General features: G+C 59.9%; 17 protein-coding genes. 7 read left to right on the top strand and 10 right to left on the bottom strand.

Annotated features, from left to right (window positions below; all coding sequences use genetic code 11):
* Positions 1-27 precede the first annotated feature (27 nt).
* From C4J93_RS13655 to C4J93_RS13665, 3 genes are read left to right on the top strand one after another with little or no spacing between them, the layout of a single operon-like run.
* Positions 28-1,101 (top strand): alpha/beta fold hydrolase, encoded by a 1,074-nt coding sequence (locus C4J93_RS13655; RefSeq protein WP_124429620.1) that lies wholly within the window; start codon positions 28-30, stop codon positions 1,099-1,101.
* A gap of 14 nt (positions 1,102-1,115) precedes the next feature.
* Positions 1,116-1,616 carry a cytochrome P460 family protein gene (locus C4J93_RS13660; protein ID WP_124429621.1) on the top strand — a complete coding sequence of 167 codons (501 nt, stop codon included), beginning with the start codon at positions 1,116-1,118 and terminating at the stop codon, positions 1,614-1,616.
* 22 nt (positions 1,617-1,638) lie between these two features.
* Entirely contained in the window at positions 1,639-2,415 is a 777-nt protein-coding gene (locus C4J93_RS13665) for an alpha/beta fold hydrolase (protein WP_124370722.1), read from the top strand.
* A 41-nt stretch (positions 2,416-2,456) separates the two neighbouring features.
* Here the strand turns inward: C4J93_RS13665 and C4J93_RS13670 are convergent, their stop codons facing one another.
* On the bottom strand, positions 2,457-3,176 hold the full coding sequence (locus tag C4J93_RS13670; RefSeq protein ID WP_124370723.1) for a helix-turn-helix transcriptional regulator: 720 nt from the start codon (positions 3,174-3,176) through the stop codon (positions 2,457-2,459).
* A 74-nt stretch (positions 3,177-3,250) separates the two neighbouring features.
* Here C4J93_RS13670 and C4J93_RS13675 point away from each other — a divergent pair, with 74 nt between their 5' ends.
* A complete protein-coding gene (locus tag C4J93_RS13675) occupies positions 3,251-4,426 on the top strand; it encodes a cytochrome P450 (protein WP_164485256.1) in 1,176 nt (391 codons plus the stop codon).
* A 43-nt stretch (positions 4,427-4,469) separates the two neighbouring features.
* On the opposite strand, the gene C4J93_RS13680 is transcribed toward C4J93_RS13675, so the two are convergent.
* Positions 4,470-5,381: a LysR family transcriptional regulator gene (locus tag C4J93_RS13680; protein ID WP_124429622.1), complete on the bottom strand. Its 912-nt coding sequence runs from the start codon at positions 5,379-5,381 to the stop codon at positions 4,470-4,472.
* Positions 5,382-5,502: 121 nt separating this feature from the next.
* On the opposite strand from C4J93_RS13680, the gene C4J93_RS13685 reads away from it, so the two are divergent.
* On the top strand, positions 5,503-6,243 hold the full coding sequence (locus tag C4J93_RS13685; RefSeq protein WP_124429623.1) for an SDR family NAD(P)-dependent oxidoreductase: 741 nt from the start codon (positions 5,503-5,505) through the stop codon (positions 6,241-6,243).
* Between the two features lie 19 nt (positions 6,244-6,262).
* On the top strand, positions 6,263-6,478 hold the full coding sequence (locus C4J93_RS13690; protein WP_124367070.1) for a 4-oxalocrotonate tautomerase family protein: 216 nt from the start codon (positions 6,263-6,265) through the stop codon (positions 6,476-6,478).
* 46 nt (positions 6,479-6,524) lie between these two features.
* Here the strand turns inward: C4J93_RS13690 and phzG are convergent, their stop codons facing one another.
* The 7 genes from phzG to C4J93_RS13725 are packed head-to-tail and all read right to left on the bottom strand — an operon-like array spanning position 6,525 to position 12,808.
* A complete protein-coding gene (gene phzG / locus C4J93_RS13695) occupies positions 6,525-7,193 on the bottom strand; it encodes a phenazine biosynthesis FMN-dependent oxidase PhzG (protein ID WP_124429624.1) in 669 nt (222 codons plus the stop codon).
* Positions 7,190-8,026, bottom strand: a complete 837-nt coding sequence (locus C4J93_RS13700; protein ID WP_124429625.1) for a PhzF family phenazine biosynthesis protein — start codon at positions 8,024-8,026, stop codon at positions 7,190-7,192. The genes phzG and C4J93_RS13700 overlap by 4 nt, the downstream gene beginning before the upstream one ends.
* 2 nt (positions 8,027-8,028) lie before the next feature.
* A complete protein-coding gene (locus tag C4J93_RS13705; protein WP_372238182.1) occupies positions 8,029-9,918 on the bottom strand; it encodes an anthranilate synthase family protein in 1,890 nt (629 codons plus the stop codon).
* Positions 9,919-9,938: 20 nt separating this feature from the next.
* Positions 9,939-10,562 (bottom strand): isochorismatase family protein, encoded by a 624-nt coding sequence (locus tag C4J93_RS13710; RefSeq protein WP_124429627.1) that lies wholly within the window; start codon positions 10,560-10,562, stop codon positions 9,939-9,941.
* Positions 10,559-11,779 (bottom strand): 3-deoxy-7-phosphoheptulonate synthase, encoded by a 1,221-nt coding sequence (locus tag C4J93_RS13715; protein ID WP_124429628.1) that lies wholly within the window; start codon positions 11,777-11,779, stop codon positions 10,559-10,561. Before C4J93_RS13715 ends, C4J93_RS13710 begins: the two co-directional genes overlap by 4 nt.
* 23 nt (positions 11,780-11,802) lie before the next feature.
* Positions 11,803-12,291, bottom strand: a complete 489-nt coding sequence (locus C4J93_RS13720) for a PhzA/PhzB family protein (protein WP_124370729.1) — start codon at positions 12,289-12,291, stop codon at positions 11,803-11,805.
* A gap of 25 nt (positions 12,292-12,316) precedes the next feature.
* Entirely contained in the window at positions 12,317-12,808 is a 492-nt protein-coding gene (locus C4J93_RS13725) for a PhzA/PhzB family protein (RefSeq protein ID WP_124429629.1), read from the bottom strand.
* A 402-nt stretch (positions 12,809-13,210) separates the two neighbouring features.
* Here C4J93_RS13725 and C4J93_RS13730 point away from each other — a divergent pair, with 402 nt between their 5' ends.
* On the top strand, positions 13,211-13,936 hold the full coding sequence (locus C4J93_RS13730) for an autoinducer binding domain-containing protein (protein WP_124430876.1): 726 nt from the start codon (positions 13,211-13,213) through the stop codon (positions 13,934-13,936).
* 47 nt (positions 13,937-13,983) lie between these two features.
* Here C4J93_RS13730 and C4J93_RS13735 read toward each other — a convergent pair whose 3' ends face one another.
* A complete protein-coding gene (locus C4J93_RS13735) occupies positions 13,984-14,574 on the bottom strand; it encodes an acyl-homoserine-lactone synthase (RefSeq protein WP_124429630.1) in 591 nt (196 codons plus the stop codon).
* Positions 14,575-14,577 lie beyond the last annotated feature (3 nt).

Raw genomic sequence — 14,577 nt, forward strand, 5'->3', positions numbered from 1 at the left:
TGCGGCGGCTCGCTACGGAGAAACATCATGGAGATGACCTTGCTGAACAACCAGAATAAATCCGGCCGCCTGCAGGGTTTTGCCCCCTCGCTACTGGCAGCAGCGTTGCTGCAATTGGGCGCCGTGGCGGCAGGGTTTGCCCAGGCCAGCGCTGCTGACGTACCGGCCTCGACGGTGGCCGCTATTACGCCGGGCGCTCACACTTCGCTGGGTGACCTCAAGCATGTGAAAGCGGGTCTGCTGGACGTTTCCTACGCGGAACTCGGCCCCGCCGACGGCCCGGTGGTTATTTTGCTGCACGGCTGGCCCTACGATATCAACGCCTTCGCTGATGTCGCGCCTGCTTTGGCGGGCAAGGGCTATCGGGTGTTGATCCCGTCTGCCCGTGGGTATGGCGACACGCATTTTCTCTCGCCCAAGACCGTTCGCAATGGGCAACCCGCTGCACTGGCCACCGACCTGATCGACTTCATGGACGCGCTGAAGATCAACAAAGCCGTGCTGGGTGGATTCGACTGGGGCGCCCGCACTGCCGATATCGTTGCCGCACTGTGGCCGGAACGCGTGAAAGCCCTGGTGGCGGTCAGCGGTTACCTGATCGGCAGCCAGGAAGCGGGCAAAGCACCACTGCCACCCGCCGCCGAGTTGCAGTGGTGGTACCAGTTCTACTTCGCAACCGAGCGCGGGCGTCTGGGCTACGAGAAAAACACCCATGACTTCGCCAAGCTCATCTGGAAGCTGGCGTCGCCAAAGTGGAATTTCGACGACGCCACCTTTGACCGCAGCGCGGCATCCCTGCAAAACCCGGATCACGTGGCCGTGTCGATGTTCAACTACCGCTGGCGCCTGGACTTGATCAAAGGCGAGCCCAGGTACGATGCGATCGAGAAGAAGCTGGCGGCATTCCCTACCATCAGCGTGCCGACCATCACGATGGAAGGCGATGCGAACGGTGCGCCCCATCCACCGGCTGAAGCGTATGCAAAACGGTTCACCGGCAAGTATGAGTATCGCCTTATCAGCGGTGGAATAGGGCACAACCTGCCTCAGGAAGCGCCGCAGGCTTTCGCCCAGGCGGTGATTGACGCCGATCATCTCTGACAGGGAGCGTCACCATGAAACTCATGCATCTGTCCGGGGCTGTTGCAGCGCTTGCGCTCACCGTCGCTGGCGTCGCAGCGGGCGATTCCGCTGGCGATGACGCTTCGCCGATCTACGGCGTGAAGATTCCCGAAGGCTATCGCCAGTGGCCGCTGATTGCGCCAGCCCAGGAAGCCGCGCCCTTGGATGAACTGCGCGCCGTGGTCGGCAATAATCTGGCAATCAAGGCCTACCAGGACTCAGCGCTGCCGTTTCCCGATGGCACGGTGCTGGTGAAACTGGCGTGGAAGCACGTCCAGTCGCCGGAATTCGAGCCCGCCTCGATACCCGGTGCGGCCACCACGGTTCAAGTCATGGTGAAGGATTCGAAGCAGTACGCGGCGACCGGTGGGTGGGGCTTTGGGCGTTTTATCAACGGCAAAGCGGTCGACCAGGCTCAGCACGAGACGTGTTTTGCCTGTCATCAAGCGCGCGTCAAAAACCATGATTTCGTGTTCACCCGGTACGCCCCATAACCCCAAGTTCAAGGAGTTCTCCATGAAGAAAATCATTGCCTCGCTGGCAGTCGCTGCCTCTGTGTTGGTCGGTGCTGACGCGTTCGCGCGGACTGAGAAGCCAACAGTCGTGCTTGTTCACGGCGCCTTCGCCGACGCCTCGAGCTGGAACGGCGTGGTCAAGATCCTCGAAAAGGATGGCTACACCGTTGTCGCCGCGGCCAACCCGCTGCGCAGTGTGAAAAGTGATGCCGCATCCGTTGCGTCACTGATCGCGAGCATCAAGTCGCCCGTTGTGCTGGTGGGGCATTCCTACGGCGGTAACGTCATCAGCGAAGCGGCTAATGACCAGGCCAACGTCAAGGCGCTGGTCTACGTGAGTGCGTTCGCCCCGGACACCGGCGAAACCGTCGCCGGCCTGGCCGGCAAGTTTCCCGGCAGCACCTTGGGGCCAACCCTCGCGGCACCGGTGCCATTGAATGAGGGTGGCAAGGATTTGTACATCCAGCAGGACAAATTCCACGCGCAATTCGCCGCTGACGTGCCCGCGGCTGAGGCGGCAGTGATGGCCGCCACCCAGCGTCCGGTCACCGAAGCCGCGCTGAATGAGCCGTTTACCACGCCGGCGTGGAAGCACATTCCAAGCTGGGCTATCTACGGCGACAAGGACAAGAACATTCCGCCCCAGGCACTGGCCTTCATGGCCCAGCGAGCAGGGGCTAAAGCCGTGGAAGTGGTGAAGGGCGCCTCCCATGTGGTGATGGTTTCAAACCCGGCGCCCGTTGCTCGCTTGATCGAGAGGGCGGCGTCTGCGAAATGATGAGCAGCGCTGCAAGCTACGGTATTGCGGAGCGCCCAGAGTTACTCGCACCCTTTTGCCGAACTCAGCATGATCCCGAATCGGTCAGACAGCTCCTTTCGGCCCTTGGATGTCACGGCCAGCGCTCGACTATCGAGGTCCTGGATAACCCACTTGCGGCTCATGGCCGTCTGTAGAACAGCCGCTCCGAGTGCCCCGGCAAGATGTGGGCGGCGCATGCTCCAGTCCAGGCAAGAGCACGCGAAACGGCGTCGCTGGGCTCTTGCTTTTTCTATCCCGATACCGAGACCGCTCATGGCTTTTTCGCCGCTTGTCGTAAGCTGATACAGGCCTTCACCTGAAACCGGAACGGTTAACCAGCCTGACGCCATGAAATGGTCGTGCAGTTGTACCGCCAGTGTTCCTGCCATGTGGTCATAACAGGTGCGCGCGAACTGCAATCGGGTTGGGGTCGTGGACACATATTGTGTCGCTGTGTTTTGGCTGATCACCATGAGAGCTTCAATAGCCTGGGCCACTTGCGCGTCAGCCAGGCTGTAGTAGCGATGCCTGCCTTGGGTGTGCAGCTTTACCAACCCATCCTCTTTTAGCCTTGCCAAATGCGCGCTCGCCGTGGATGCACTCACGTCGGCGATGACGGCCATTTCGGTACTGGTACGGGCGTGGCCGTCCATCAACGAACACAGCATTTTCGTTCTCGCAGGTTCGGCTATCGCGCCGGCTACCCGAGAAATCGCGGTGTCATTGCTTTGAGCGTCCATATTTCGTTCCTGAGCGAAGCGTCGCCATGAAGGATGTTCGATAGTAGCTGTTCTTTGTGAACAGGATTTGTGGAATGACGCCTTTTGACGCAGCGACCCATGCTGATCCATACGCTTATTACTCGGGCCTCAGGCGACAAAAAGGCCTGTTATTCGATGCAGGTTTGCGTTTATGGATCGCTAGCAGCGCCAACGCTGTAGAAGCCATTCTGGGGCACCCCGACTGTCGGGTTCGCCCGCTGAACGAGCCGATACCGCCTGCCATTGCGCAGGGCGCGGCGGGCATGATTTTCGGTCGGTTGATGCGCATGAATGAGGGCCCGCGGCACCTGTGCCCCAGGATAGCTATCGAACCCGCCCTGGCCTCTGTAGAGGCGCAAAGCATCGCAGCCATCGCGTCACGCTTGATCGAGACGCTCGATAAGCCGCTCGAAGACCCGGATGAGTTGATGTTCACGTTACCGGTTTGCGTCGTTGCGGCCTTGTTAGGCCTCCCATCCAACCGGCTTCAGGAAGTAGCTCGACTGACACGGAGCTTTGTCGCCTGCTTTTCGCCCTTAAGCGATGAAACTCAACTCGGTGAATCCAATTCCGCAGCCGCTGGGCTAAGCCAGTTATTCAGCGCGCTGCTGAGTAAGGACGATCAACGCAGCCGCTTCTTGAGCCATATCTGGAGCGGCTGCGAAGCCACCACCTGGAGAGATGATGAGGCATTGATCGCTAACCTGATCGGCCTGTTGTCACAGACCTGCGAAGCCACTGCGGGCCTGATCGGCAATACCCTTGTAGCGCTCAATCGTAACCCTGGTCTGCTTGAAGACTTGCAAGCTGCGCCGATGCTCGTTGCAGACCTGGTGAAAGAGGTCGCGCGCTACGACTCGCCCGTGCAAAACACCCGGCGATTCGTTGCGAAACGATGCACTATCGAGGGCAGCCTCTTGGAGGCGGGTGATACGGTTCTAGTGTTACTCGCTTCAGCGAACAGGGATTCCTCTGCGAACCCGGACCCCGATAGCTTCTTGCTCAAACGAACTAATCGACGCCAATTCAGCTTCGGCTCTGGTAGACATGAATGCCCAGGCCAGCAACTTGCATTGACGATCGCCTCCGAGGCGATTTCGGCATGGCTACATCGCAAGCCAGCCTCGTCTGATCGTCATCATCAGTGGAGCTATTTACCCTCTCTTAATAGCCGCATTCCCAGGTTTTATCGTGATAGGGAACTCAGTAGTGATCGCAGTTATGTGTGAAGCATGGCTGCACGAAGAGTAACCGCCTTGCCTGACGTAATATTCAACGCGTCAGATGCTCCATCAAGTAGTCGATAAACACCCTGACACGCAGCGGCAGGTGCCTTTTTTGCGGAAATATCAGTAAAAATGGCCTGGTCGTACCGCCGTACTCGGTCAGCACCGCTTGCAGGGCGCCGCTGTCCAACTCGTCCTGAACCGTAAAACGGTACGCCTGCATCAGGCCCGCACCGCTTTTGGCCAGGGTTGCAGTAGCGAGGAAGTCGCTCTGGCAGGTGTAGTTGCCCGAGGTTTCCAATTCCACCTTCTGGCCGTTGATGTTAAATGCCCATAGCGACCTGCGCCCGCTGCTGGGCATTTCGAACTGGATGCATTCATGGCCGTTCAGGTCTGTCGGGGTCTGCGGTATACCGGCGCGTTTCAGGTAATCGGGAGTGGCAACCACCAACAGTTCCGTGTCTTCAAGACGCCTGGCGATCAAGCCGGAGTCGTCCGGTTGCCGTCCTCTGATGGCGAGGTCGAAACCTTCCTCTACGAAATCGATGTTGCGATTGCTCACATGAATGTCGATTTTTACGTGGGGATAACGCTGGCGGAAGCTCGGCAGCAGGGGCAGCAGCCGATAGTGCGCATAGGGAGTAGGGGCGCTGATGCGTATCCGCCCCGACGGTGCATCCTGGGCACCGGTGATCTCCCGTTCAGCCTCTATCAGTTGGGTCAATGCCTGCTGGCATTGCTCATAGTAGGCGCGGCCGCCTTCTGTCAGGCGCATTTGCCGCGTGGTGCGCACAAACAACACCACGCCCAGGCGCGCCTCCAGCCGGGCGATCGAGCGGCTCACTGCCGCCGGGCTCACGCCTGCCTTGGTGGATGCAGCCGTGAAGCTGCCACTTTCGGCGGTCAGGCAGAACAGCTCGATACTGCCCAGGTTGATGTCATCGAAATAGCGGCTCATGGCACTCTTATTCATTACATGGAGTATCAATTGAAATGCTTTCTACACCATTTTTCAACGCCAGGTTGTCATTTAGAGTGCAGCCTCATCCACATTAAATGCCTCAACAGGCGGAGCATCTATGAAAGCAGCACGAACTGTTATCGTCACGGGCGCGTCCAGCGGCCTGGGGTTTGCCATCGCCAAGGCCTACCTTGAGCGCGGTGACAACGTAGTCGGCAACGCCCGCACACACGCTCGGCTGCAGGAAGCCGAGGCTCGTCTGGGCAATCCTTCCAATTTCATCCTCGTGGCAGGCGATATCGCCAAGCCGGAAACCGCACAGACCTTGTTCGATCAGGCCGTGGCTGCTTTCGGCAAGGTCGACATCCTGATCAGCAATGCCGGCATCTTCATCCCCAAGCCGGTAGGTGAATACACCGAGGCCGATGTGGACGCCATGATCAACACTAACCTGAAGGGCTTTTTCTACCCAGCCCAACTGGCAGCCAGGCATATGGCCGCCAACCAAAGCGGTCACATCATTGCGATTACGGCATCCATAGCCATGCAGCCCAATATCAAGGTTCCGGCACTGTTGCCAGTGCTGATCAAGGGCGGCCTGAATCATGCCGTGCAGGGGCTCGCCCTTGAGCTGGCGGCGGCGCAGGTGAAGGTCAATGCGGTGGCGCCGGGCATTATCAACACGCCGATGCATGGCGACAGCGAGCAACTCCATGCTGCGCTCAAGGGCATGAGCCCGAGTGGCCGTATCGGCTCGCCTCAGGATGTGGTCGATGCGGTGCTGTATCTGACCGACTCCTCATTCGTCAGCGGCGCGATCCTGCCCGTGGATGGCGGCGCTACAGCCGGAACCTGGTGAACAATAGGAGAGCAGGCACATGCCGTACGTAAACATCAAAGTGACTCAGGAAGGCGTGACCGCTGAGCATAAGCGTCAACTTATCGAAGGTGTGACTGCGTTGTTGCACAGCGTGCTGAACAAGCCGCCGGCATCGACCTTCGTGGTGATTGACGAGGTGCCCACCGACAACTGGGGTGTTGCCGGCGAGACCATCACGGCGCTGCGAGTGAAGGAAAACGCCCTTAAGCCATAGCCTTCCCAGCAGCGCCTGCGTTCGGAGCGTGAGTTGGCCGCACGCGTCAGGGCTGCAAACGCCGCACCCTCCAGCCTGTATCGCTGCGGTCATAGCGCAACCGCTCATGCAGCCGCTCCTGCCCATTCCCCCAGAACTCCAGCGATTCAAGCCGCAACTCGAACACGCAATACCCCTCGGGACGTGGCAGTGGGCCTTGCGCCTCGGCCAGTTGCCTGGCGGCGTTGCGCATGGCTTGCACGTCCTCTAAATCTTCACTCTGGTGCGATACCGATGACATCGGGTGCGTCGCATACGGGCGCTTGAGCCACGCTTCATCGGCCTTGGCCTCCGGCAGGCGCACGGCCTGGCCGTTGAGGATGATCTGCTGGCTGGTCTCGCGCCAATACAGCACACCCGATGCCCACGGGTTGTCGGTCAGTTCACGGCCTTTCTGGCTGCCAGCATGGGTGCTGAACAACAGTCCGGCGTCGCTGATTTCACTGATGACCACGATCCGGGTGGAGGGCCGGCCCTGGCGGTCGGCGGTGGCCAGCGCCAGGGCCTTGGGTTCGCGGATGCCCACGCGGCGCGCACGTTCCAGCCAGTTGTGCAGCACGCTCATGGGGTCGGCGGGCAGCGTCTGATATTCGGGGAAGGGCGCATCCAGTGTGCCGGTGAGGGATTCCGACATGCCTTTACCCAGCAGCGGCTTGCCTTGCAGTGGAAGGTTCATAACACGATGCTCCCGCGTCCGAACGTGACGCCATGACCGGATACTTCGACTCGCGTCACTTGATCGGCGCGGCCCTCGGCTTTGGCGAACATCAGTGAAGGGCGGCCGATTTCCACGCCCTGCAAAATCTCCACGGGTTGGCCGAACGCTATCTGGCCGTGGCGCGCCAGGTGAATCGCCAACGGCCCGGCAGCGGAACCGGTGGCCGCATCCTCGACCACGCCGTAGGCCGGCGAGAACATCCGGCTGCGCCAATGCCGTCCCGCGCCGGCAAAACAGTTGATGGCCATGTCGTGGAAGCTGGACAGCGCGCGATGGTCGGGGTGCAGGGCCGACAAGGCTGCAATGCTCGGCAGGCCGACGAACACATGGCGCGGGCCGTTGTGATAGATCTCGATGGGAAAGGTCGACTCGCTGATGCCCAGGGCCTTGAGCAATTCAGCGTCGCGGCCCAGGGCCGTCCAGGTCGGGATCGGCTGGCCCATGCTAGCGGCGATCACGCTGCCGTTCTGGCGCTCGAGTTCAAAAGCGATGGTGCCCATTTGGGTTTCCAGGTACAGCCGGTGATTGTCGGTGTGCGCACCCAGGGCAATGGCCGTACCCAGCAACGGGTGGCCGGCGAAGGGCAGTTCGTTGACCGGGGTGAAAATCCGGATCAGCGCATCCCCACCGTTACGTGGCTTGAGCACGAAGGTGGTCTCCGACAGGTTCATTTCTCGGGCGATGCGTTGCATCTGCGGGGCCGGCAAGTCGTCGGCGTCAAAGAACACCGCGACCGGATTGCCTTCCAGCGGCACGCTGGCAAAGGCGTCGATGATGACGTAGTTGTGCATGGTTATCTCCCGGCGGCCGAAACGGTGCTGTCGACAGGTGCGTGGATGAGGGCGTGCCGCAGCAGGTCGGCGATGATGCGGGGGCCTTCCTGGGTCAGCAGCGACTCGGCATGAAACTGCATGGAGGCAAACGACGGCCCGCGCAGGGCATGGACCTCGCCGGTCTCGCTGTCACGACTGATCTCGACCGTGCCGATGCCGTCGATGTCCAGGCGGTCACTGGAACTTTGGGCCGCGAATGTGTTGTAGAAACCCACCCGTTCGGCGTTGCCGAACAGGTCGATCTGTTTTTGCACGCCCTGGTTGGGAATGGCCTTGCGTTGCAACTGCAGGCCCAGGCATAGGCTCAGCACCTGATGACTCAGGCACACCGCCAGGAACGGCCGCTGCTGGCTGAGCAAGGAACGGATGGCCATGTGCAAATGGTCGATTTTCGGCAGTTGGACATCGCTCGGGTTGCCAGGGCCAGGGCCCATGATCACCAGGTCGTAACCGTCGAAACTGTACTCGTCGCTGAAGCTGCACACCGTCACCACCAGGCCCAGCGCCCGCAGCTGTTTGGCGATCATCGAGGTGAAGGTGTCTTCGGCGTCCACGATCAGCACATGCCGCCCGTTGAAGTCGGCCTGAGTCTGTTGGCGCTGCTGGCTGTCCATCAACCAGAAATCCGAGACGTAGGCATTGCGGCTGGCCAATGCTGCGCGCACCTGCAGATGGCCACCGAAGCGCGAAGGTGCCTGGTTTTTCAGTGCGGCAATCAGGCCGGCGGCCTTGGCCCGGCTTTCGGCGGCTTCGGTCAGGGGTTCTGAGTGGCGCACGATGGTCGAACCCACGCTGATGCGTACCTGCCCGCTGTTATCGATGTCGGCGGTGCGAATCAGGATCGCCGAGTCCAGGGAGCGTCCGCCCTTACCATCGCTGCCGATCAGCGCGGCCATGCCGCTGTAGTACGCCCGGCCTTGCGGCTCATAGCGCTGGATCACCCGGCAGGCGCTTTCCAGCGGGCTGCCGGTAACCGTCGGGGCGAACAGGGTTTCGTGCAGGATCTCGCGCACATCGCGGCGGGTCTTGCCTTCGATGAAGTACTCGGTGTGGGCCAGGTGCGTCATTTCCTTGAGGTAAGGCCCGAGCACATGTCCGCCGTCTTCACAGATGCGCGCCATCATTTTCAGCTCTTCGTCGACCACCATGTACAGCTCATCGGCCTCCTTGCGGTCGGCCAGGAAGTCCATGACGTCGGTCAGGCTGGGGCCGGCGGGAGGGTAGCGATAGGTGCCGCTGATGGGGTTCATCACCGCGAGCCCGTCCTTGACGCTGATGTGGCGCTCGGGGGACGCGCCGACAAAGGTACGACTGCCGGTGTGGATGATGAATGTCCAATAGACGCCTTTTTCCCGCTCCAGCAGATGACGAAAGAACGACAGCGCACTGGCCGGGCCGTACTCACTGATCTCGGCCAGAAAGGTGCGCTTGATCACGAAGTTGGCGCCTTCCCCGGAGCCGATTTCGTTGGCGATCACTTGGCTGACGATCTCGGCATAGCTGGCGTCGCTGAGGTCGAAGCGTTCGTTGTTCAATTGAATCGGCACGTTGGGCAGCAACGCCAGCAACTGCTCGATGCCGATGGACTGCTGCTCGGTGATGTTCATCGCCAGCAGCGGTGACCCATCGTCCACCGCCTCGAAGCCGCGTTCGGCAATCTGGCGGTAGGGAATCAGCGTCAGTACATCCAGGCGCGGGGCACCGATCGAGGGCGCAGGCAAGTCGATATCGGCCAGTACCTGCGGCTGCGACATCTCGCCGATCAGCACGTTCAGCAGCCCGGGGCCGCTGGATTCCGGACGGTACAAGAGGGCAAACGGTTCGGGCACCGGTTGCAGGATGCGTTCCATGAGGCGGGCGGCGGCTTGGCTCATAGCACCACCTCGTCGGTGGTGATGACCATGGCGCAACGGCTGGCGGCGTATTCCATGGCCATCCAGTGATGCTCCTTGCTGAAGTCGGCGATCGCGTCGGCAACGAGGAAGGGTTGGATGTCGTTGGAGTAGGCATCCACGCTGGAAATCAGTACCCCGACATGCGCATACACCCCGCACAGGATCAACTGATCGCGCTCGCCAGCGTGCATGCGTTGCAGCAAGTCGGAATTGAAGAAGGCGCTGTAGCGCCACTTGGTCAGCAGCCAGTCACCCGGTTGGGGCGTGAGGGCGTCGACCACCTCGCGGTCGGCCGGGCTGGCCTGCATGCCTGGGCCCCAGAAATCCTTGAGCAGCCCGCGTTGCTCCGCGTTCATGCTGCCCGGTTGGGCGGTGTAGGCCACCGGCACGTCGTTGTCGGCGGCCCACTGGCGAATGCGCGCGGCATTGCTCACGACCTCTTCACGCAGGGCCTGGGGCAAGGGCCGCAGGAAGTAGCGCTGCATGTCATGCACCAACAGCACGGCGCGCTCGGGGTCGATACGCCACTGCGCGAGGTTGGAGGGCAGGTCGCGGGAGGTGGGCAGGGCGTAAGGAACGATCGATGGAATGCCGGTCATGGCGACAAACTCCAGTCAGAGGGAACCAGGGGTGGAGGAGGGCAGGTTTGCCAGGCCATCACCGCAGCAATGGCTTGCCTGGGGTTCAGGCGCGGGTCGCACAGGCTTGTGTAGTGGCTGGCAACCTGGCTCAGGCCGGCGGCATCGGAGGCGCACTCGCTGACGTCATCGGGGGTGGTTTCCAGGTGCAGGCCGGCGGCCACGCCACCAGCGGAGGTCACGGCATGTTTGAAGGCGGTGATTTCCTCGGTGATGGTCTGCACCATGCGGGTCTTGTTGCCGCAGGGCGCGACGATGGTGTTGCCGTGCATCGGGTCGCTGAGCCAGATGATCTGGTGGCCGGCACGGCGCACCGCTTCAACCAGCGGTGGCAGGCGGTCAGCAACCTTGTGGGCGCCCATGCGGGCGATCAGCGTCAGCCGGCCGGGTTCGTGCCTGGGGTCCAGGCGCTCGCACAGGCTCAGCAGCTGGTCCTGGGTGATGTCCGGGCCGACCTTGCAGGCCACCGGGTTGAGCACTTCACTGAGCAAAGCGACGTGAGCGCCGGTCAATTGGCGGGTACGCTCGCCAATCCACGGCCAGTGGGTTGAACCGAGAAATACCCGGCCCTGCTCGTCCTGGCGCACTTGCGGCAGTTCGTAGTCGAGCACCAGCATTTCGTGGCTGGTCCAGGCGGGAGAAGCGCTGAGCGGTTCCTTGCCGGCCGGGTCCTTCCACCCCAGGTGTTGCATGATGTCCTGCGCAGCGCGATAGCCGCGCACCAGGCGTTGCGCATCATGCTGGCGATGGCCGCTGACTGCTTCGCGACCGTTGACCATGTCACCGCGATACACCGGCAACTCGATATCGCCGATGCGTTCGCTGTGGTTGGAACGCGGCTTGGCAAACTGCCCGGCAATCCGCCCCACCCGCACCACCGGTTGCTGGGTTACCAGCCGGAACGCACCGGCCAGGATGTCCAGCACCGCGGCTTTGCGCGTCACATGGCTGGGCGCGCTTTCATCCATGTCCTCGGCGCAGTCGCCGCACTGGATGATCATCGCTTCGCCAGCCGCGACCCTGGCCAGGGTGGCACGCAGGACCAGAATGTCTTCGACGCGAATCAGTGACGCGCTGTCCCTGAGGTAGGCCTGCGCGTCATGTAATTGTGAGGGTTCGCTCCATTGAGGCTGCTGGAACGCTTCACAATTTAGAACCCGTTTCAGTAAGTCTTCCATGATGCGATCACTCTCCCAAAGGATTAAGTAGGGATGCCTTCACGCTTGATGTGCGGTACCGCAATACCCAGGGCGCGAAGTTGTTGAAAGACGTTCATGAATTCACGATTGCGTTTTACTTTGCCGTCCTCCAGTTCGAAGGAGTGCAGGAAGTGATTCTCGTAATAACCTTCCGGGTAACCGGGAAAGAGAATCTTGCCGTGACCATCGCACTCGACCCAAATATGGTTAGGGTCATCGGTTTCAAACACCTTGACGTTGTACCATTCCCAATCCGGGAAGCACTTGAGTGACCAAATAGCGTGTTCGGCCAACTTGGCTTTGCCACTGATTACAATCGGGGCGCCGGTATCCGTGGTCCATAAGCCGCCGGAACCGTCTTCAGTGAATAGTTCATGACGGCGCAGGCGATCCTGGCCTTTGGTGCGCATGTATTGCTCGACCGTGGCGCGGTTCTTGCGACGTAGTTCAGTGTCATTAGTTGTCAGTTGTTGTGCTGCGCTGGTAGACATGCTCAATCTCCAATGGATAAAGGGCTTATGAGGCGGGAATCCCTTCACGCTTGATGCTTGGAATCGGGATGCCCAAGGCGCGAAGTTGTTCGAAGGGGTTCATGAATTCACGGTTTTGCGTGATCTTGCCGTTGTCCAGCTCGAAGGAATGGATGTAATGGTTTTCGCAATACCCCTCCGGGTAACCGGGCACCAGGGACTTGCCACGGCCGTCGCTTTCCACCCAGAAGTGGTTGGGATTGTCGGTTTCAAACACTCGGACGTTGTGCCACTGCCAGTCTGGAAAGCACTTGTCCAGCCACACGCCGAGAGCGGCGAGTTTCGCGTGGCCTTTAAACACAAGGGGCTCACCGGTTTCGGTGTTCCAGGAGCCGCCGCTGCCATCCGGCGTGAACAGCTCATGTCGGCGCAGGCGATCTGTGCCATTAGTGCGCATGTACTGTTCAACCGTGGCGCGATTCTTTTGGCGAAGTTCGAGCTGATCATTAAAACCGCCAGTGGTAAGCGAAGCAGGCATGGGCAGCGTTCTCCTTAGTTGGATTAAGATTTAAAAATCAAGTAAATATTTAGTTAATTGCGCATGGCCGTATCTAACAGTTGTTTTAACTGTCGCACCTTCGCGGCTGTTCCGAGCGGTGTTGTTTATACACCCGCATTTCCTGGGCTTGGAACTACCAGATCTTGTAGTGGCTCAAGCCTGACTGGGGCGGTGCGGGCTGTCGGACAGGTTGTTGCATTATTATGAATGGGCAGGTTCATTCGTCGGCCGAGAAACAGTGGCCTATGGCTAGTTAGTTGGGTTAGTCATAAGAAATCTAGTGCTAGTGCGAAGCAGTCTATGGCGCTGGTATTTTGTGTTTGACATGAGTTCAGGTTGGTTTAGTCTCACATCTCCTTTGGAGCTTTATAGGTGTTCAAAATGGAATTAGGACAGCTGTTGGGATGGGATGCTTATTTTTACAGTATCTTTGCGCAAACCATGAACATGGAGGAATTCACGGCGGTTTCATTGAGGGTCTTGCGTGAACTGCGGTTTGATTTCTTTGCTTATGGCATGTGCAGTGTGACGCCGTTCATGCGGCCCAGAACCCATATGTACAGCAATTATCCCGAAGACTGGATACAGCGCTATCAGGCAGCTAACTACGCAACGATCGACCCTACGGTGAAACACAGCAAAGTCTCGTCGGCCCCCATTTTGTGGAGCAATGAGCTGTTCCGAGGCTGCCCGCAGCTGTGGTCTGAAGCCAACGATTCGAATCTGTGCCATGGCCTGGCACAGCCCTCGTTCAACACCCAGGGGCGTGTCGGGGTGTTGAGCCTGGCACGCAAGGACAATGTCATCAGTCTTCAGGAGTTCGAAGCATTGAAGCCGGTGACCAAAGCGTTTGCCGCGGCGGCCCTGGCGAAGATTTCCGAATTGGAAAGCGATGTTCGTGCGTTCAACACCGATGTGGAGTTCAGCGAGCGGGAATGTGATGTGTTGCGCTGGACCGCAGACGGCAAGACCTCGGAAGAAATTGGCGTGATCATGGGCGTGTGCACCGACACCGTGAATTACCATCACCGCAACATCCAACGCAAACTCGGTGCCAGCAACCGCGTGCAGGCCGTGTCTTACGCGGTCGCGCTGGGCTATATCTGAGGTTCATCGACTGCGCCGAGTCGTCCAGCAGGACGACTCGGCCGGTATCATGCGGTCTCTTCCAGAAACGCCCCGGACGTGAAGGCTGAAGGCATGCGCGCACCACGGTGGTGTGCACGGTGAGCCGAGAGTTTGATCGCGAGGATTTTTTCGTCCTGGTGCAGGGTGACCGGTCCCAGGCGCTCGTAGTTGACCCCATTGATCTTGTAATAGCGTTCCATCGTGCTGTTGACGATTCCGACGATGGCATCGGCGCCTGCCAAGCGAGCGGTCTTGAGGCTTTTCCAGAACAAAGGCATGGCCAATTGCGGTTCGCGGGTGGTGAAGCGGGTCATTTCCCAGATGGCGGTATGCTTGGGCGGTGTACCTGCGCAGGTATGGCTGAAGACACCCTCCAGCAGGTTGGGGAATATTGTGGGTATCAGGCGGGCGCAGCCTATAATGGAATGATGCTCGTTGAACGCCAGGAGGTAGCGGGCGTGCTCCGTGTCGTATTGATCCCACTCACAACCGGCCTGGTGCGGCTGAATGGGCAGTCGCCATCCAAGTTTTTCGACGAATTGTTCGTGCCGAAAGCGACCTAACATGAGTTTGAGCTCGTCACTCATTTCACTCAGCGTGTGCTCTTCCATGTGCATGGC

Origin of the sequence: Pseudomonas sp. R2-37-08W, assembly GCF_003851705.1 — a bacterium.
Classification (GTDB): Bacteria; Pseudomonadota; Gammaproteobacteria; order Pseudomonadales; family Pseudomonadaceae; genus Aquipseudomonas.